General features: G+C 50.0%; 14 protein-coding genes and 1 tRNA gene. 6 read left to right on the top strand and 9 right to left on the bottom strand.

Features of this window, described 5'->3' with window-relative positions; all coding sequences use genetic code 11:
- Positions 1–41: 41 nt before the first annotated feature.
- From fadJ to SK38_RS01055, 3 genes are all read right to left on the bottom strand, one after another.
- Positions 42–2,189 (bottom strand): fatty acid oxidation complex subunit alpha FadJ, encoded by a 2,148-nt coding sequence (gene fadJ / locus SK38_RS01065; protein WP_048234806.1) that lies wholly within the window; start codon positions 2,187–2,189, stop codon positions 42–44.
- Positions 2,189–3,499 carry an acetyl-CoA C-acyltransferase FadI gene (fadI, locus tag SK38_RS01060; RefSeq protein WP_008785369.1) on the bottom strand — a complete coding sequence of 437 codons (1,311 nt, stop codon included), beginning with the start codon at positions 3,497–3,499 and terminating at the stop codon, positions 2,189–2,191. The genes fadJ and fadI overlap by 1 nt, the downstream gene beginning before the upstream one ends.
- Positions 3,500–3,676: 177 nt before the next feature.
- Positions 3,677–3,961 (bottom strand): YfcZ/YiiS family protein, encoded by a 285-nt coding sequence (locus tag SK38_RS01055; protein ID WP_003834838.1) that lies wholly within the window; start codon positions 3,959–3,961, stop codon positions 3,677–3,679.
- Between the two features lie 371 nt (positions 3,962–4,332).
- Here SK38_RS01055 and fadL point away from each other — a divergent pair, with 371 nt between their 5' ends.
- Positions 4,333–5,664 (top strand): long-chain fatty acid transporter FadL, encoded by a 1,332-nt coding sequence (gene fadL / locus SK38_RS01050; RefSeq protein ID WP_020996688.1) that lies wholly within the window; start codon positions 4,333–4,335, stop codon positions 5,662–5,664.
- Between the two features lie 59 nt (positions 5,665–5,723).
- Here the strand turns inward: fadL and mlaA are convergent, their stop codons facing one another.
- Positions 5,724–6,479, bottom strand: coding sequence for a phospholipid-binding lipoprotein MlaA (gene mlaA, locus SK38_RS01045; RefSeq protein WP_003028190.1), 756 nt, complete (start codon positions 6,477–6,479; stop codon positions 5,724–5,726).
- Between the two features lie 288 nt (positions 6,480–6,767).
- Between mlaA and SK38_RS01040 the strand changes: the two genes are divergently transcribed.
- Positions 6,768–7,709 carry a formate/nitrite transporter family protein gene (locus tag SK38_RS01040; protein WP_046670109.1) on the top strand — a complete coding sequence of 314 codons (942 nt, stop codon included), beginning with the start codon at positions 6,768–6,770 and terminating at the stop codon, positions 7,707–7,709.
- Positions 7,710–7,784: 75 nt separating this feature from the next.
- Positions 7,785–7,859: transfer RNA gene (locus tag SK38_RS01035), tRNA-Arg, on the top strand.
- Between the two features lie 46 nt (positions 7,860–7,905).
- On the opposite strand, the gene SK38_RS01030 is transcribed toward SK38_RS01035, so the two are convergent.
- Entirely contained in the window at positions 7,906–8,538 is a 633-nt protein-coding gene (locus SK38_RS01030; RefSeq protein ID WP_048234804.1) for an ECs1377 family protein, read from the bottom strand.
- A 313-nt stretch (positions 8,539–8,851) separates the two neighbouring features.
- Here SK38_RS01030 and SK38_RS01025 point away from each other — a divergent pair, with 313 nt between their 5' ends.
- Together SK38_RS01025 and SK38_RS23450 are read left to right on the top strand one after the other, a co-directional pair.
- On the top strand, positions 8,852–9,883 hold the full coding sequence (locus SK38_RS01025; RefSeq protein ID WP_048234803.1) for an isoaspartyl peptidase/L-asparaginase family protein: 1,032 nt from the start codon (positions 8,852–8,854) through the stop codon (positions 9,881–9,883).
- Positions 9,884–10,226: 343 nt separating this feature from the next.
- A complete protein-coding gene (locus SK38_RS23450) occupies positions 10,227–10,835 on the top strand; it encodes a DUF1062 domain-containing protein (protein ID WP_075553021.1) in 609 nt (202 codons plus the stop codon).
- Between the two features lie 76 nt (positions 10,836–10,911).
- Here the strand turns inward: SK38_RS23450 and SK38_RS01015 are convergent, their stop codons facing one another.
- Entirely contained in the window at positions 10,912–12,810 is a 1,899-nt protein-coding gene (locus tag SK38_RS01015; protein ID WP_048234798.1) for a methyl-accepting chemotaxis protein, read from the bottom strand.
- A gap of 371 nt (positions 12,811–13,181) precedes the next feature.
- Between SK38_RS01015 and SK38_RS01010 the strand changes: the two genes are divergently transcribed.
- Positions 13,182–13,721, top strand: a complete 540-nt coding sequence (locus tag SK38_RS01010) for a DUF2058 domain-containing protein (protein ID WP_020996692.1) — start codon at positions 13,182–13,184, stop codon at positions 13,719–13,721.
- Positions 13,722–13,826: 105 nt separating this feature from the next.
- Here SK38_RS01010 and pgtA read toward each other — a convergent pair whose 3' ends face one another.
- From pgtA to pgtC, 3 genes are read right to left on the bottom strand one after another with little or no spacing between them, the layout of a single operon-like run.
- Entirely contained in the window at positions 13,827–15,074 is a 1,248-nt protein-coding gene (gene pgtA, locus SK38_RS01005; protein WP_048234796.1) for a two-component system response regulator PgtA, read from the bottom strand.
- On the bottom strand, positions 15,064–17,058 hold the full coding sequence (pgtB, locus tag SK38_RS01000) for a two-component system sensor histidine kinase PgtB (protein ID WP_172111188.1): 1,995 nt from the start codon (positions 17,056–17,058) through the stop codon (positions 15,064–15,066). The genes pgtA and pgtB overlap by 11 nt, the downstream gene beginning before the upstream one ends.
- Positions 17,059–17,069: 11 nt before the next feature.
- The gene (gene pgtC / locus SK38_RS00995; protein ID WP_156183265.1) at positions 17,070–18,269 is read right to left on the bottom strand and encodes a phosphoglycerate transport regulator PgtC; all 1,200 of its coding nucleotides are present in this window, start codon (positions 18,267–18,269) and stop codon (positions 17,070–17,072) included.
- Between the last annotated feature and the right edge of the window lie 331 nt (positions 18,270–18,600).

The raw sequence follows: 18,600 nt of genomic DNA, 5'->3' as shown, positions 1-18,600 counted from the left end.
GCGACCCATACATTCAGTGCGGATTCATCCTACCTTTGACCTCATGAATTCAGGTCAGTTTCCCCAATATTCCAGAATCTTTCACTGCGTTCCGCCATCTGCAATAACTGCTCACACGGTGTAAACCGCGAGCCGTACTGCGTGGTCAGCCGTTGCAGAACCGCAACCACTTCACCCGCGCCGAGAGAATCCATATACCGGAACGGGCCGCCGAGGAATGGCGGAAAACCAATACCAAATACAGCGCCGATGTCGCCATCACGTGCGCTGCGGACTATCTTCTCGTCGAAACAACGGGCTGCTTCATTGAGCATTAACATAACGCACCGCTCTGCTATCTGCGCAGCGGTAAGTCGGCCCTGACTCTGGACGCCAATAAGCGTATAAATTGCAGGGTCGACCTGTTTTTTGCTTTTACGCCCTTTCGCACCATAAAGATAGAAACCGCGACCATTTTTTCTACCTTTGCGATCGTCATTCAAAATTGAAGCAACAACATTTGCAGGCGCGCTAAAACGTTCTCCATATGCAGCCTCAAGCACTGGTATAATTTTAGTGCCCGTATCAATTCCGACCTCATCCAAAAGTTGGATTGGCCCAACTGGAAAACCAAACTTAACCAGCGCGGCGTCTATGGTTTCGACCCGCTCGCCTTCGGTCAACATGCGAATCGCTTCGTTAATATAAGGCGCTAAAATGCGGTTAACGTAAAAGCCGGCCTTATCTCTGACCACTATCGGCGTTTTACCCTGTTTTTTCGCTAACTTAACGGTAGTTGCAATCGTCTGCTCAGAGGTCGTGGCATGCGGGATCACTTCGACCAACGGCATTTTTTCCACCGGACTAAAAAAGTGTAAACCAATCACTTGTTCGGGCCTTGCAGCGTTCGCAGCAATATCGCCAATGGGCAAAGATGAGGTGTTAGAAGCAAAAATGGTATGAGGTGCGCAATTTTGCTCAACTTCTGTCACCATCCGTTGTTTTAGCGACAGATCTTCAAACACGGCTTCAATAATTAGATCGCGATGCGCAAAGCCACGGTAGTCGATTGATCCCGAAATCAGCGCCAGTTGTTTATCGCGTTCGCTGGCTTTGATATGACGGCGGCGAACCTTCGTTTCAAGCTGATCCCAGCTGTACTTCAGCGCGTGGTTGATTCCCTTAGCGTTTATATCTTTGATGCGCACAGGCAAGCCGCCTTTACAGGCCGTCACGTAGGCAATACCACCGCCCATCAGACCGCCCCCCAAAATACCTACGCTGTTTAGCGGGCCAGGTTTCGCATCACTTCCGGGATCTTTTTTCACATCGGTGTTGGCAAAAAAGATGTGCCGTAGCGCCTGAGACTGGGATGTCATCACCAGTTCACCAAACGCGCGGGCCTCAGCGTCGTAACCGCTACTGCTGCCTTGCGCTAGCCCGGTTTCGATGACCTCAAGGATACGTTCTGTTGCAGGGTAGTTACCTTGCGTTTTTTGCACCGTCTTTTTACTGGCCATGCGGAACAACAGCGCCCGCCCCAGCGGGCCCGCCAACACTCGCTCTCTCACGGGCAGTGTTCGATGCGCAGAACTGTCCTTTTTAGCCAGTTCAACGGCTGCTTCCAGCAAAATGGAATGCGGTACAACTTCATCCACTAAACCAACTTTCAGCGCCTGTTTTGCGCGTAATTGTTTTCCGGTGAGGATCATATCCAGTGCGGTACTGACGCCAATCAGGCGCGGCAGCCGCTGCGTACCACCGGAGCCGGGCAACAAGCCAAGCTGTACTTCCGGTAAACCCAGTACGGTTTTAACATCATCGGTACAAATACGGTTGTGGCACGCCAGCGCCATCTCCAGGCCACCGCCGAGGCATGCGCCATGAATCGCGGCGATAACCGGGATCGGCAAGGCATTGATTTCAGCCATCATCTGCTGCCCCTGACGGGCCAACGTTTCGGCTTCCTGCGCGCTGCGACAGCTACCAATCATGTTGATATCCGCCCCGGCAATGAAGTTATCGGGTTTAGCCGAAATAAACACCACGCCGCGCAATGCTCTGTTATCGCGAATTTGTTTCAGAATGGCCCGTACCTGAGAAGCAAACTCCGCTTTCAGGGTGTTCATTTTCTCTCCGGGCACATCAATGGTGACAACAGCAACGTTATCCAGACGTACGTTTAGTGTAAAAGCCGATGCCATTTCCATTATTCCGCCTCCAGAACCATAGCTGCACCCAAACCACCAGCTGCACAGGCGGTCACTAAACCAAAACCACCGCCACGACGTCGTAACTCATGGAGGGTTTGGGTAATCATGCGCGCACCAGTGGCGGCGAAGGGGTGTCCATAGGCAATCGATCCACCCAGCACGTTAAATTTACTGTCATCAACTTCGCCAGTGGCATGTGCTCTGCCCAGCACGTCGCGGGCAAAACGTTCGCTACCCAGCAACTGAATATTCGCCAGCGTTTGAGCGGCAAAGGCTTCATGCATATCGATTAGGGTTAAATCTGCCATGGTCAGACCCGCTCTCTCCAGGGCAAGCGGCGTTGACCACGCAGGTCCCAGCAGCATGTCCTGCCAGACATCGATGGCGGTAAAAGCAAAACTACGCAGGTATCCCAGCGGCACCAGCCCCAACTCTTTCGCACGCGACTCCGTCATCATGATCACGGCGGCTGCACCGTCCGTCAGTGGGGTACTGTTTGCTGCGGTGACAGTGCCGTGCTTGCGGTCAAACGCCGGACGTAGTTTGGCGTAATCGGCCAGCGTAGAGTTACCGCGAATATTGTTATCTTCTGAAAAAGGATCTTTAAACGGTGGCGCGTAGGTAGTCATTACCTCATCTGCCAGCTTTCCCTCAGCCCACGCCTGAGCGGCACGCTGATGAGAGCGGTGCGCCAGAGCGTCCTGCTGTTCTCGGGTAATACCATAGGTTTTGGCCATTTGCTCAGCCGTATCCCCCATACGCAAACCGGTGGAATACTCAGCGACGGCTGGCGGCACAGGCATCAGATCACGTAAACGCAGTCGGGAAAAGAGTTTAAGGCGTTGACCGGTAGTCCGGGCCTTATTGACATCCACCAGCACCCGCGCCAGCTTTTTACTAACGCCAATAGGCAAGACTGACGAGGAGTCCGCACCACCCGCAATTCCCGCACGAATAGACCCCGCCATCAGGCTTTCCGCGACATTCGCCACTGCCTGAAAACTGGTCGCGCAGGCTCGGCTTACGCTATAGGCATCCGTATGCACATTCATGCCGGTTCCCAGCACGATTTCACGAGCAATATTTGGCGCTTCAGGCATTTGCACCACCTGACCAAAAACCAGTTGCTCAATCACATCAGCAGGTATTTCGCTGCGCGCCAGCAGCTCACCGACGACCATTTTTCCTAAATCAACGGCGGGAATGCCATGAAACGCGGTAGCCTGACGAGCAAATGGCGTACGCAACCCACTTACAATGGCAATACGGTCGCCCTGGCGGGTAACCAGCGGTAAAGCCTGACTCATAACACTCCCCTGTAAAAAAATAAAATAAGTGGTCTGACCTGATCATAGTCTTAACCAATTTTTTACATTTAGCCAAGCGGAGAGAAAAGAAAGTGGGAGCTAAGACACAGTGAATAATCACTGACAGTTACGAAAAAGCCCTTGCTATCTGATAGCAAGGGCTTTTGCAGAGGGGGATTAACGCAGGCCCAGCTGGAAGATCAGCGTTTCAGCTTCACAGGCAAAAACAAAGTCGATATCCAGACGCACACCTTCTGACTCTTCAGTAAAGGTCGAGGTGATTTGGCAAGGCTCAGATTCCACGCCACGCGCCTTTTCGGTAAGAGCGGCCAGCGTTTCTTCTGCCTCTGCGCGATTCGCGAACACACGGCTGTAGGACGCGGTGCAATCGGAGTTGTCCATGATGGTGCCAACATCCATACAGCAGCAAACCGGGGTTTCATCAGCACTGCATTTACTCATTGTAGATTTCCTCTGTATTCGCACCTGAGGTGCCAGATAAACGATAGGGATATTTTACGCTCCCATTATTCGCCTCTCCAGTCGTTAATTGTATGAAATGCGATAAGTGACCGAAATCACACTTAAAAATGATCTAAAACAAAAATCGCCCAAACAGGTGAGTGCGCACCCCCGCAATTTTGCCAGCTGGATCGCGTTTCTCTGATCAAATTTGAAAATATTTATAAACATACTTGCAACATTCCAGCTGGTCCGACCTATACTCACGCCACTGGTCTGATTTCTAAGTCGTACCTCAGACCCTACACTTCGCGCTCCTGTTACGGCATGTAACATTGTTTGTATAAAAATAAATCTATGAGGTTATGGTCATGAGCCAGAAAACCCTGTTTACAAAGTCTGCTCTCGCAGTCGCAGTGGCAATTATCTCCACACAGGCCTGGTCTGCAGGCTTTCAGTTAAACGAATTTTCTTCCTCTGGCCTTGGCCGGGCATATTCGGGTGAAGGCGCAATTGCAGATGATGCAGGTAACGCCAGTCGTAACCCGGCACTAATTATGATGTTCGATCGCCCTACTTTCTCAGCAGGTGCAATTTTCGTTGACCCAGATGTAGATATTTCCGGTCGCTCGCGTATTGGCAATGACGCCAGCCAGGATAATATCGCCCCAACAGCCTGGATACCGAACGTGCATTTTGTTGCTCCAATTAACGATCAGTTTGGTTGGGGGGCCTCAGTCACCTCTAACTACGGCCTGGCTACGGAGTTTAACAATAATTACACAGCAGGCTCGATGGGCGGGAAAACCGATCTGGAAACGCTCAATCTAAACCTGAGCGGTGCTTATCGCCTGAACAATCATTTTAGCTTCGGTCTCGGTTTAAACGCCGTCTATGCAAAAGCGAAGCTTGAACGCTATGCTGGCGATTTACCACAGCAGATCGTTGCAGGCTCCGGGGGCAGAATCCCTCCATCACTGGCCGCGCAATATCCGGCAGATACACAGATTGCGCGCCTGAAAGGTGACGAGTGGGGCTTCGGTTGGAATGCTGGCCTTCTTTATGAAGTAGATAAAGATAACCGCTACGGTTTCACCTACCGTTCTGAAGTAAAAATTGACTTCAACGGTGATTACCGCAGCAATCTGCCATCAATGGACCGTATTCCTGCGCAGTTGCGTCCGGTGTTCGCCAGCCTGCCAGCAGGAACCAACGGCAGTACGATCGATGGTTCACTTGATCTGAACCTGCCAGAAATGTGGGAGTTTTCAGGCTATAACCGCGTTGCACCACAGTGGGCGGTTCACTACAGCATGGCTTATACCAGCTGGAGTCAGTTCCAGGAGCTGAAAGCAAAAGGCAACAACGGCCAAACCTTGTTCTATAAAGAAGAAGGCTTCAAAGACTCCTATCGCATCGCGCTCGGTACTACCTATTACTATGATGATACCTGGACGTTCCGTACCGGTATCGCCTTTGATGATAGCCCGGTTCCGGCAAACCGTCGTTCCATCTCTATTCCGGATCAGGACCGCTTCTGGCTGAGCGCGGGTACAACCTACGCCTTTAATAAGGATGCATCGTTGGATGTTGGTATCTCTTATATGCACGGTCAGAAAGTGAAATTCGAAGAAGGCCCATACTCCTTTGAATCTGAAGGGAAAGCCTGGTTGTACGGTATGAACTTGAACTACGCATTCTGATTTTCTTCAGACGTAAAAAAGGTGAGCTTTTTAGCTCACCTTTTTATTTGCCCAATTCCTTACTCAGAATCGATCTCTTTTAAATCATCCTGAATATCTTTCGCGTTCGGGTTTTCTTCTGGTTTGAGTTTCCCGCCGTTCGCAATAAAGTCATGACGCTGGAAGTAAGCTTCACGCACCATGATGTAAGGATCGGAAGACTGACGCAGCAGACCATCAGAGTCGAGCAATTGCGCACGAGTTTCAATCCCTTCAACCGTCCATTTGCCTATCGACAACGGCCAGGTCAGCCAGGACAGTACCGGATACAGCGTATCGACCATATCGCCGCCGTCATCACGCAGCGTGAAACTACCGTAGAACGGAAGCTGCATATACGGCCCGTAACCAACATCATAGTGGCCTAACGTACTGCCAAAGCGGTGTGGTTCAACGCGCTGCAACTTCGGATTAGCCATACCTGCCACATCGATAAAGCCGCCCATACCTAACAGGGTATTCAGGAAGAAACGGGTAAAGTGCACCATCCCCTGATAAGGATCGCCTTGCAGGAAATAGTTGACCATGACGGCCGGCTCTTCAAGGTTCCCCGTAAAGTTGCTTAAACCATTACGCGCCGGCTGCGGAACATAGTCACGCCAGGCAACAGCTACGGGTCTAACAACGTATGGATCTAAAACATTAAAGTTGAAGTTGTACATGGTGCGGTTGAACCCTTCAAATGGATCCGAACGCCCCTGCTGTTCAGTACCGGAGCTCGCACACCCCACCAAAAGTGTGGTTCCCAGCGCAAGCGCCGACAGGCGAAGCTTCATAAGTGTCTCCCTGTGTTTTATGGCTATCGCTGATTGCCATCCATGACGGAACGATGACGTATCCGCCTGTTTAGATGTGAGCGATTGTAACAGCACGTCAAATGATGTCTATATACCCTGTCTTACTGATTTGATCATAGCCTGGTAATGCGCACTCCGCGGCGGTTCTATTCTAACTAACCCGATAAAAACAAACGTTACTATTTTTGCTATCTCAGACTTTCTCCCGCTGATTTTCAGACAAAAGCCGCTACGCTTTAGCAATACGTGCTTATTCAGGATTCGGCCATGAATGACATCAAGAAAGATAAGATTGATCGACACAGCGACGAACTCGAGGTGGAAAGCGATGAAAAGCTAACAGGAAAAAAGATAGAGCTTGATGAGGACAGACTCCCCTCCCGCGCCATGGCAATCCATGAACATATTCGCCAGGATGGGGAGAAAGAGATGGAGCGTGACGCGATGGCGCTACTGTGGTCAGCCATCGCAGCAGGACTGTCGATGGGAGCCTCGCTACTGGCAAAAGGGATTTTTCACGTACAGCTGGAAGGCGTGCCAGGGGGATTTTTACTCGAGAACCTCGGTTATACCTTCGGCTTTATTATTGTCATTATGGCCCGCCAGCAACTTTTTACCGAAAATACCGTCACCGCTGTACTGCCGGTGATGCAAAACCCTACCCTCGGCAATTTTGGCCTGTTGATGCGCCTGTGGAGCGTGGTGCTGCTGGGTAATATTATTGGCACCGGGGTTGCCGCATGGGCCTTTGAACATATGCCGATTTTTGATGAAGAGACCCGCGATGCCTTCGTGAAAATTGGTATGGATGTGATGAAAAACACTCCTGTGGAGATGTTTTCCAACGCCATCATTTCTGGCTGGTTAATTGCCACGATGGTGTGGATGTTCCCCGCCGCCGGAGCGGCAAAAATTGTGGTCATTATTCTGATGACCTGGCTGATTGCGTTAGGTGATACCACGCATATCGTCGTCGGCTCGGTGGAAATTCTCTATTTGGTCTTTAATGGCACGCTGCACTGGAGTGATTTTTTCTGGCCCTTTGCGCTACCAACGCTCGCCGGGAATATCTGTGGCGGAACGTTTATTTTCGCGCTAATGAGCCATGCGCAGATCCGCAATGATATGAGCAACAAACGCAAGGAAGAAGCCCGGTTGCAAGCAAAGCGTGATGAGCAAACGCAGAAAAACCAGAAAAAACAGGCCTGAATGGTGACTGTTTGAGCAGTCGGGCGGCTTGAGACTTACCGTTGTGAGTAAAAAACGCTATACTCGTGCCGCTTCGTCCCCTTAGTTAAATGGATATAACGAGCCCCTCCTAAGGGCTAGTTGCAGGTTCGATTCCTGCAGGGGACACCATGAATTCTTAGGCATCCAGTCAAAATTCTTTCATTTACCAGTCAGTTCATCCCTGGGCCAGGCGGTAAAACGGCACATTCCTCACTGTTGCAGTAAGATTGTCGGACACCATTGTCTGCTTTGTCGCTATCCGCATCCCTGCTTTTCTCAGCCTCAACACATCAGCGGCAATACGCTGGCTGCCAAACCAGAAAAGCCCGTCCAGCGCAGTAACATCAAGGCCCGATTCCAGTGCCAGCTTCAGACGTTCACGCGGCGCTTTTACTGTTTTAGCAATCTGCTGATATGGCGCTTCGCTTGAACCTGCAGGACTAATGCGCCGGATGCGATGTGACAGGTGGTACTGAAATTCATCCGGGATCCCGCCGAGACTCGCTTTCAGGCTGTAAACACAGCCAAAGCGTTTGCCGTTAAAGATGACGTTTTTCTGACTAAGCTGCAGCTCTTCACGCACACTGGCAATCAGTTGCGGGGTACGGAGTAATAACAGGCGGAAAGGCAGCTCAAAGCTGGTCACGTAGTCCACATTCAATAAAGCAATACGCAGACGTTCTTGGGGCCCCGCCTTCATTTCCCGGCATTCAGCAATAACATCAGCCCACTGGCCGGTAAGACGGGAACACTCTCTCGCCTCAGTAAAACTGTATTTTTCAGCCTGATAATCAATACGCTCGGTCACACTGAATTCCCTTCTGGCCAGATTTCGGTATTGGTTGCTCACTTTACCACCGACAGGCTGCAGGCATTGTCAGTGGAATGAGAGAAACTTCTGCGGAAACGCTTCATTATTTGGTAAATCAATCATTAAAAATATTTTATGACTAAAATCAATTCACATGAATTATGACTATTGAAATATAGCTATGATTAATTTTTAGCCTACTCATCAGGGAAGCTACTCCCAAGCAGGCTGGTTAATACCGGTAACAATAAAAATTACCGGTGACATTGTCCGAAATGATTCATCGCCTAGAAAAAAGGAATTTATTCATATGATCAGAATCAAGACCTGTATCGCTACCTTGACCCTATGTACCTTACTAACTACTCCCGCATGGGGAGACACGCAATCGCCGATACGGCTGGTGATCCATGGTGGTGCCGGTACTATTACAAAAGATACCATCACACCAGAACAAGAAAAGCAGTATACAGAAAAACTCACTGAAGCTCTGAATGCTGGCTATGCCGTTTTGAATAAAGGCGGTAGCAGCCTGGAAGCCGTTCAGAAAGCGATTAATGTTATGGAGGATTCCCCTCTCTTCAACGCAGGTAAAGGCGCCGTGTTTACCCACGATGGCCGCAATGAACTGGATGCGTCCATTATGGACGGGAAAAGCCGAAAAGCCGGTGCCGTTGCCGGTGTAACCACTGTTAAAAACCCAATTAATGCGGCGTATGCCGTTATGACGCAAAGTCCACATGTTCTCATGGTCTCGACAGGCGCGGATACCTTTGCAAAAGAACAGGGACTCGCAATCGTTGATCCGGCTTATTTCAAAACTGATTTTCGCTGGCAGCAATTACAGAATGCAATTAAAAAAGAAAAAGTGCTCCTGGATCACGACGGAAAGAGCGCAGCTCTGTTTGCTGATCCGATGATGTATGACTATAAATATGGCACTGTCGGTGCTGTTGCACTGGATAAAGAAGGTAATCTGGCTGCCGGAACGTCTACAGGCGGAATGACCAACAAACGTTACGGACGAGTAGGAGATTCACCTATCATTGGCGCAGGTAATTATGCCGACAATGAAACCGTGGCGGTATCCGCAACCGGTTCAGGAGAAATGTTTATCCGCACGCTTACCGCTTATAACATTGCAGCCCAAGTGAAATACCGCAATATCCCTTTAAAGGACGCAGCACAGAATGCCCTGGATGAAGTTAAGGCGCTGAATGGCAGCGGTGGGGTTATTGTGCTTGATAAAGCAGGTAATTACACCATGTCCTTCAACTCTGAAGGGATGTACCGGGGAACCATAGGTAATGACGGAAAACCTGTTGTAGCCATTTATCGTTAATGATGTTTCCCCGCCATAAAGGCGGGGATGCTCTGTGACTCACGTCAGTCCCTTTCTCTTTTCAACAACCTCCCCTCGAATACCTACAGGAAGAAATTACCAGGATGACCGACGCCATAAGTTGCACTCCCTCCGGGCAACATAATAAATATTGATTGAACTCATATACTTGAGTGTATCCACACTGATAATCTCGCGAGATTCATTTGTTGGCAGAAAGGGGCACTGTGTTAGAAATCTTTTCTTAACCCACTGAAAAATATTTAAAAAATATTTTTCTCACATAAAAACGATGGTTCGTTCAAAACGGATCCGAATTTATTTGGGTTAAAAAAGGTATGGTATGAAAGTCACATGGACTGTCACCCCTGTCGGGTACCAGCGCATAGCTAAGCGTTGTCCAACATGTAATGTAAAACGCGAATTCGCACCTTCCGGAGCATTCAGAGTCAATTCGCAAAAGAAAGTGCTCGATATCTGGAGTATTTATAAATGCATCCACTGCGAATACACATTGAACATCTCGCTGTTTTCACGGCTTCACGTCAGCAAAATCAATCGCGAGCTGTATCATCGATTTATCACTAACGATGCCAGTACAGTTCACTATTTTGCCAATGATAAAGCGACCCTGAACCGGAATAATGCTGAGCTTGCAGGTAAACCTGATTTTCGTATTCAGGAACAGTGGCAGGTCAGCATCAACAGCGGCCAGAACGTCACCGTCAGCATCAAACTTTCCCATTCTTTTCAGATTAATGTGCTATCGATATTGAAGCGACAGCTTTTACTCAGCACTGCAGAGATAAAGAAACTGATAGATGAAGGTCATATTCGCGGTGTTACGATGAAAGAACTTAAATCCCGAAAACTCATGACAAGACAATTGGATTTTAAGCTGTCAGTAGTCATATTATGCGCTCAGCGAAAAGTTGTTCTGAGCCAGCGTTAACAGAACGCAACTTACAATAAGGCGATGAGACTTAACCGACCCGGTATGTTGTCCGGGTCGGTTAAAGGGCGTCACGTCAGACAACAAAACGGTTAACCAGATCCTTCATGGTTGCCGACAGATTGTCCAGCCGCTGGCTGTCGCTCGCAGCCTGAGATACCAACGCCGCATTTTGCTGTGTAACCTGCTCCATCGGTCGCAATGCCAGGTTTATCTGGGTTACCCCTTGTGACTGCTCCGTCGCCACACGAGCGATATCCGCAATATATTGCTTCATACTGGTGGTATTATCCGCCGCGGCTTCCAGCGCGGTAGCAGATGCAGTAACCCGCTCAACACCCTCACTAATTTTGACCATATTGTGCGCGACCAACTCACGGATTTGGTTAGCCTCTTTGGCGCAACGCTGCGAAAGATTTCTCACTTCACTGGCTACGACAGCAAACCCCCTGCCCATCTCTCCTGCCCGAGCAGCTTCCACTGCCGCATTCAGCGCCAGTAAGTTAGTCTGAAACGAAATATCATCAATCGAGGTCACAATATTCGAGATTTTCTCACTGGAAGCGCGAATATCCCCCATGCTCTGGTTCGCCGCACTGGCAACGTTACTGGCCTGTCGGACCTCTTTTTCCAGTCTGATTGTCAGATGCTCAGCTTCGCGGGCATTATCCGCCGTTTGCGTAATCGCAGTTGATAGCTGCTCCATGCTGGCCACAGCTTCTACTATTGATGCAGCCTGTTCATCTGTACGTTGAGCCAGATCCTGATTTCCCGCCGTAATACTGCTACTGGCATCGGACAAAACCACGGAGCCTTGCTTAATCTCCTGTACGATATGCTGAATACTTTCCAGCATCGTGTTATATGCACGATTAAGTGAGGAAAGCTCATCTTTGCCCGGGGTCGCCAGACGTTGAGTCAGATCGCCATTCATACCCGCAATCTTGCGTAGCGTGTCACTAAACTGACGGTGCATATTGATTGCGATGGCCCCAGCGAACGTCAATGATGCCAGGAGCGCTAACAGGCTAACAGCCATATATATTTGCCAGTTTTTTCGTGCATCCTGCGCGAGTTTTTCTGCATTCGCCAACAGACGATTCGCCGTCACATTTTCTATCTGCCGCATCACTTCAATACGCTGGGTTTGTACTTTAAACCAGACCGTAGGATCGACACCAAATCCACCGTTCTCGACATGGTTAAACGCGATCTCGCGAAATGAGAGGGCTTTTGACGCTTCTGCTGACTGTAAGCGGCTTTTCAACATGGCCGCCTGTTCCGGTGAACTCAGGCGTAACGATTCTGCCAACCAAACGTTCTGTTTACTGACGACATCACTGAGTTGATGTAACTGTCCGTCGGCGAAATGGCCGGAGGAAAAGATATTTGATAACAGCGCCCGTTCAATACCCGCTTGTTCTTTCAAATTCAGCAGGTTGTAGTAGGCGGCAAATGCGTTTGCCATCTCGCCAGAATCCGTCAACTGCCCCAATCTACCCACAAAATTCAGCACATCAGCAATGACGTTGGTATAAAACTTAACCACATCTGAAGCCGGAAGCCCCAACTGCGTGACGTTTTCGCGGATGGTAGCGAGCGAAAGAATATTTTTCTTAAACGCAGCGACAGAAGTGGCGACATCCCCTTCCGGTAAGGCAGTATCGGACAGTGACCGCACAAATATCTCGATCTCGCGATCGGTCAAAGTCCGCTGTGCGTTTAACTCATCTTTGAACGTCTTCCCTTCAGCCCCCAGAAACCCGACACTCATGCCGCGTTCTTTTTGCAATTCATGCACTACATTTCCGGCACTGCGTGCGAGCGCTGTCAGTTGGGCAATATTCTCCATCTGCCGTTCTGTCTCAATGCGCGTTAATATTCCTGAACCAGCAAACCAACATAACGCCAGTAATAATGGTTGTAGCGCAATTATTAACTTCATTTTCATCGGCATTCGATAAACCCACCACATGCCACTTCCCTCCATTATCCACATATTCATTACGGTTATCGGCGTAAAGAAGCGGCTCTTTAAATTTGAACAATGGGCAACCGTTTGTTTTTTAGATTAAATTTTTGCCAGAATAACTCTATTTAATTACTTCAATCAGAATAAAACCCTGACTAATACGGATTTGTAAACCTATAGTCCATTTTATTAACTTATTTGGCATATTATTTTTTATTAAAAAATCAGGTAATCATTAACTGATTCAAAAGAGAGAGAAGCACAGGACAGTGACAGCAGCCCGAGATAACAGCCATGGCGCGGCCATCATTCTGGCGTCCCGTCGAACGTTAAGGTTATAATCCTTACAACGATTTTTTGGATTAGAAGCGACAATGACAAAACTTACCCTACAAGAACAGATGCTTAAAGCGGGTCTGGTCAGCAGCAAAAAAATGGCGAAAGTGCAGAGAACGGCGAAAAAATCGCGCGTTCAGGCTCGTGAAGCCAGAGAAGCGGTTGAAGAAAATAAAAAAGCACAGGTCGAGCGTGATAAGCAGCTCAGCGAACAGCAGAAGCAGGCCGCATTGTCTAAAGAATACAAAGCGCAGATCAAGCAACTGATCGAGATGAACAAAATCACCATTTCCCGTGGCGATATTGGTTACAACTTTACTGACAATAACCTGATCAAAAAAGTTTATGTTGATAAGGTAACCCAGTCTCAGTTGATCAAGGGCCGTCTGGCCATTGCCCGCCTGACTGCTGAAAGCAGCAGCGAGAGCGAATACGCCATTATCCCGGCTGTTGTCGCCGACAAGATTGCCCAGCGTGATGCAAGCTATATTGTTCTCAATTGCGAACTGAGCCAGGAAGCGAAGGACGAAGACGATCCGTATGCTGATTTTGTCATTCCTGACGATTTGATGTGGTAAGAAAAACACCCCGATAATCACCCAGAGTTCCGTCGTGTATTTCGGTGAACGCTAGCGCCGCCACCGAAATACCGTCAACCGCTATTCTTCCCCACATGCCGTCTGCTAAAACTTATAGTGTTCCTTGCTCAGTCCGTATTTTCTCATGCGCAAATACAGTTTCTTACGCGGAATTTGTAAATACTCCGCCACTTCATTAATACGTCCCTGATGAATATTAAGCGCTTCGGTAATGATCTGTCGCTCGTACTCATCGACGCGACGATCGAGCGGTGTCGGTTCGGGCAAATGTAGCTGTGGATTCGCGGTTTCAGCCAGTGGCAATAACCCAACGGCAAAAAGCTCGGCGGCATTGGCCAGCTCTCGAACATTGCTTAACCACACGCGACGCCGCATTCCCTTTAGTAATTCCCCGTCAACCTCGGGCACGGGATGATTCAGGCGCAGACAGGCTTTCTGCAGATAATGGCGAAACAGCGGCTCAATATCATCCGGGCGCTGAGACAACGGCTGGCAAGCGATTTGCGTCATCGCGAAACAGTAATAAAGTTCGGCCACAATCTGGTTGGTTGCCGCCAGTTCCACCAACGAAGTGGCGCCAATACCAATTAAGCGAAACGGACGCCGCTCCTGGCTTTGCAAATGCACCAGCTGGTGCTGCTGTTCGCGCGTCAGGCACTCAATATGGCTCAGGACCAGCGTTCCCCCTTGCGCCTGGGCAATAAGGTCATTGAGTTGCCCCGCATTCTCTAACGTCAATTCCCCGCGGATAAACGGTCCTTCAGCGCTGCGCCCAAGCTGATGCAAATAACGGGCTCCGGTCATACGCCCCGTTCCCGGCTCGCCATAAAACCAGACGGCAATATCCGTTTCCGCCAGTTGCCGTAAGCGCTGGCGGTACTGATTAACCCAGTCGCTGTAGCCGACCAGTTCAACCTGGAGCTTTTGCTGGCAATAGTGACGACGTGCAATCACAGATTTTCTCTGCCGCAACGCATCCTCTACCAACACCAGCAGTTTGCCTGGATCAACCGGTTTTTGCAGAAAATCCCACGCACCTTTCTTCACCGCGTCCACCGCCATCGGGACATCGCCATGTCCGGTGATCAACAGGATCGGAAGCTGATTGTCATCCTGATGAAACAACGTCATTAGGTCGATGCCATTACAGCCAGGCATACACACGTCGCTCAGGACAATCCCTGGCCAGTCGGCCTGCAGCCAATTTCGGGCATCAAAAGGGTTACTGCATGCGAATACATGATATCCCTCCTGTTCAAGCAACAGGGTGTAAGCGTCAAGAACATCGGCATCATCATCAATAAGCAGAATAGAATATTCATCACTCAACATCGTTTACATCCGTCAGATTAAATTGCAGAACGACGCAGGCATTGCGCCCCGGGGTCGACGCCAGGCGCAGTTCGCCGTTCATTTGCATCATTAACGATACACAAATCGATAAGCCAATACCGAGGCCAACATCCTTACTGGTGGTAAACGGTTTTAACAGTGATGGTAATAATGCTCCAGGCCAACCGGGGCCGTTATCGCTGATAAATACGCACAACCGGCTGCCTTCGGTCTGCCAGTGAACCTCTATTTTCGCCGCAACCGGACAGGCATCCAGCGCATTTGCCAGGACGTTTACCAGCACCTGCTGGATACGCACTTCATCACCAGCCACCCACACGCCCCGGTCTGGGAGCGTCAGCGTACCCTGCTGTGGCTTGTGTCGCATGGCCAACAGTTCCCAGGCAGCGTTGAACGTTTGTCGGAGATCGACCGGATGCAGAGGCGTGCCAGGCTCGGCCCGGCGCGCAAACTGACGCAGTGAACGGATAATGGCATCGATGCGAGTAATCAGCCCCTCCGCTTTGGTTAATGTGCTTCTGGCCTGAGCGGGTTGCCCCTGTTCGATTGCCCTCCCTGCCGTAAACAGGTACATCGACAGCGCATTCAGCGGTTGATTAATCTCGTGCGCCAGCGTGGTCATAGTCTGGCCGACCACCGCCAGTTTTGCCGTCTGGATCAGCTCATCCTGCGTTGCGCGAAGATCGGATTCAATCTCCTTGCGTTCGGTCACTTCCTGCTCCAGCTGATTTTTTTGCGCACTCAACTGGCCCAGGGTATGACGCAGTAAGCCTGCAATACGCCCCAGTTCATCGCGTCCATATACCGGGATAGAGGCATCCGTTCTGCCAAGACCAATTTGCACCACGGCCTGGTTGAGCGCAGTAAAACGCTTCACCAGACGCGAGCGAATGAAGTAGTGGTTAAGCCCCCAGGCGAGAAGTAGCGCCAGCAGCGTCGCCAGCAGGATAAGTCCACCGCTGACGCGAACAATTTGTTCCAGCCGCTGGTTAAACGTCTGCATTTGCTGATGGCTACTCCCCAGTTGCGCTTCCAGCAGTGTTCGAAAGCGCCCAAGCGTAGCCTCTCTGGCATGACTGGCATCAACCAGCGCTTTTTGCGCTGCGACATAATCGCGCATCGTATCGGGCATTTTATTTTTCATCATCCCGATTTCCAGCAGCTCATCGATAGTTTGTCGCAGTGTGATAGTGCTGGGCCAGTCATCGAGGGTGCGGATATTTTCATCCGCCGTTTTCTTCAGATTTTCCAGGTAGCGGATGTGATTCTCCACCAGCATGCCATCGTCGCTACCCGATTTCAGTTCATTGAGCCTGTCGCGTAAATCATCAACGATCTGGTTTTCAATTCTTGCCAGGGTGTAGACCTGCTGCTGCTCGTTTTGCACCTCTCGGGCACGTTTGAGATACAGCGCCGCATCACCATTTTTGGCCTCGATTTGATCCAGCAACGTCCCCTGCTGCCAGGTAAAATCCTGCACCAGTGAATTCAGCTCAGTAGTAAAATCATCATGTAGCCAATCAATGCGCGCGGAAAGTTCGCTCACTTTTTCGCGGACAAGGAACATGTTGTAGAGCACCCGGTCCAGTTCCGCCATCAGCGCCCGGCTGTCCTGCAAAATCACCGCCAGTTGCTGCTGTTCTGCTGGTTGCAACCCCCTGCTCAGCACTTCGATTTTATCCAGATGCGAGATTATCTGATTGCGCAGTTGCAGCCTAACCGTCGTATTGGGAGCCAGCAGGAATTCATTCAGTTGGTCCACAACCAGGTTAAGATTTCCTTCAATCAAGAAAGCGGAATGCACGCGCGGGAAGTAATCATCAAGCGAATAGCGTATCTGCGAGCTCTGCTCATGCCAGGAGTATAAACTGACGCAGCTTACGCTCAACGTCAGTAATGCGCCCGTTAGAAAGGCTCCCCGCAGACTGCTGCTGATGCTGAGTTGGCGAAGGCGTTGCAGTATCGATCCACCTTTCATTTTAATTCTTCCAGTTTTGATATCGCCTGACGCTGGTTTTTAAGAAACCAGAGCTGCCACTCCATCATCTGCTGTTCGGCAACGCTTTTATTATCAAACTGCGCAAGCCAGGCTTCATCTTCACTACTTTTGGCATCTATCGGAACGCTGGTCAGTAAGGCTCTGATTTCGGGTAGCGGGCGTTTCAGGCGTGCTTCCGCACTGTATAGTGCCCGCCATGCATCCTTCAGTTGCGCAAGACGGAAACTGATGGCGGTATCAAACATCCGCTGGACTAACTGTTGTCGCTTAAGGATCAGCCGATAATTAAGCGGAGGCTGGTTCAGTAAAATAGCCTGCTGAGCAGCGCGGGGATTATCAGATGCGAGCTGCGTTACCGGATATTTCCCCGTATTCGCATCAGCAAGGATCCGCTGTCCCTCCGGGCTTAACAAATAGCGGATAAAACGACGCGCTTCATTGGGGTGCTGGCTGTTCTTGAGAACAGCAACATAGGTTGGCGATACCGCCGAGCGTGGAAAATAGGTAAAAGCCAGGTGAGGATCGTTAAGCAACAGGTTGGCATAATTATCAATGACCGGCCCCGCCACGCCCAGGCCACTCTTAATTTTGTCGGCTACGCCAAAACTGCGTGATGAAATCGTCACCAGATTTCCAGCACTCGCCAGCAGCGTCGCCCACCCCGCTTCCCACCCTTTTTGCTGTAGCAATGACTCAACCATCAGATGGTTGGTATCCGAACGCGATGGGCTACTCATCAACAGCGCGTTCTGATATTTGGGCAGCGTTAAATCCCCCCAGTCGGCAGGGGGCGACAGATGCCGTGCCACCAGAGCAGAACGATTAATCAACAGACCAAAACCAGATATCGCCACTGCCACGGAGGTCGAACGGATAGAGGCTGGCACCAGCCGCTGGCTTTCCGGCAACGCATTTTCGAAAGGCGCCAACTTCTGATGCTCCTGCAGATGCTGCAACAGCATAGGGGATGAGGTCAAAATCAGATCAACATTTTCCGCATTCGCGGTATCCAGCAGTTGCTCCAACGAACTGCTGGTCCGGTTTAACGTGCGAATCATCACCGACCCCGGTTCAGTCTGCCAACGCTGAATAATCCAGGCCGTTGCCCCAGGGGAAAAGGTTGTCGCCATTACCAGCTCTTTACCCTGCGCCAGGCAACTCACCGACAACGACATAAAACAGAGCGAGAACGCCCAACAACGCCCCCGGCCCAAAAGTCTGTTTGTGATCCCGTTCATAAATACCAACATATGCAAAAAATAATATTGAGACAAAACTTACCCGTTTATCACCGACTGGGGGAAGAATAAGGTTATTCGTAGAATAACCAAACGGAAAGTGACGACATCGGTAAAGAATACCCGAAAACGCAGTCTGAATTTGTTAATATCCGCACACGCCGATGATAAAAGCGTTCGTAAAAGAATGGAATTGAAAAGCCATTATTTAAAAAGAGTCAAAATCAGCCACGCAATCCACAAATTGTGTCAATAGTGACTCATTTCA

The organism is Citrobacter sp. MGH110, from assembly GCF_001037515.1.
GTDB lineage: Bacteria > Pseudomonadota > Gammaproteobacteria > Enterobacterales > Enterobacteriaceae > Citrobacter > Citrobacter portucalensis.
The sequence above is the reverse complement of the archived record's forward strand: the minus strand, read 5'-3'. Positions and strand labels throughout refer to the sequence as shown.

What these genes read in the sequence shown, in the direction of transcription:
- fadJ (WP_048234806.1), bottom strand. Translation starts at nt 2,189, where the DNA reads ATGGAAATGGCATCGGCTTTTACACTAAACGTACGTCTGGATAACGTT.
- fadI (WP_008785369.1), bottom strand. Translation starts at nt 3,499, where the DNA reads ATGAGTCAGGCTTTACCGCTGGTTACCCGCCAGGGCGACCGTATTGCC.
- SK38_RS01055 (WP_003834838.1), bottom strand. Translation starts at nt 3,961, where the DNA reads ATGAGTAAATGCAGTGCTGATGAAACCCCGGTTTGCTGCTGTATGGAT.
- fadL (WP_020996688.1), top strand. Translation starts at nt 4,333, where the DNA reads ATGAGCCAGAAAACCCTGTTTACAAAGTCTGCTCTCGCAGTCGCAGTG.
- mlaA (WP_003028190.1), bottom strand. Translation starts at nt 6,479, where the DNA reads ATGAAGCTTCGCCTGTCGGCGCTTGCGCTGGGAACCACACTTTTGGTG.
- SK38_RS01040 (WP_046670109.1), top strand. Translation starts at nt 6,768, where the DNA reads ATGAATGACATCAAGAAAGATAAGATTGATCGACACAGCGACGAACTC.
- SK38_RS01025 (WP_048234803.1), top strand. Translation starts at nt 8,852, where the DNA reads ATGATCAGAATCAAGACCTGTATCGCTACCTTGACCCTATGTACCTTA.
- SK38_RS23450 (WP_075553021.1), top strand. Translation starts at nt 10,227, where the DNA reads ATGAAAGTCACATGGACTGTCACCCCTGTCGGGTACCAGCGCATAGCT.
- SK38_RS01015 (WP_048234798.1), bottom strand. Translation starts at nt 12,810, where the DNA reads ATGTGGTGGGTTTATCGAATGCCGATGAAAATGAAGTTAATAATTGCG.
- SK38_RS01010 (WP_020996692.1), top strand. Translation starts at nt 13,182, where the DNA reads ATGACAAAACTTACCCTACAAGAACAGATGCTTAAAGCGGGTCTGGTC.
- pgtA (WP_048234796.1), bottom strand. Translation starts at nt 15,074, where the DNA reads ATGTTGAGTGATGAATATTCTATTCTGCTTATTGATGATGATGCCGAT.
- pgtC (WP_156183265.1), bottom strand. Translation starts at nt 18,269, where the DNA reads ATGTCGTTGTCGGTGAGTTGCCTGGCGCAGGGTAAAGAGCTGGTAATG.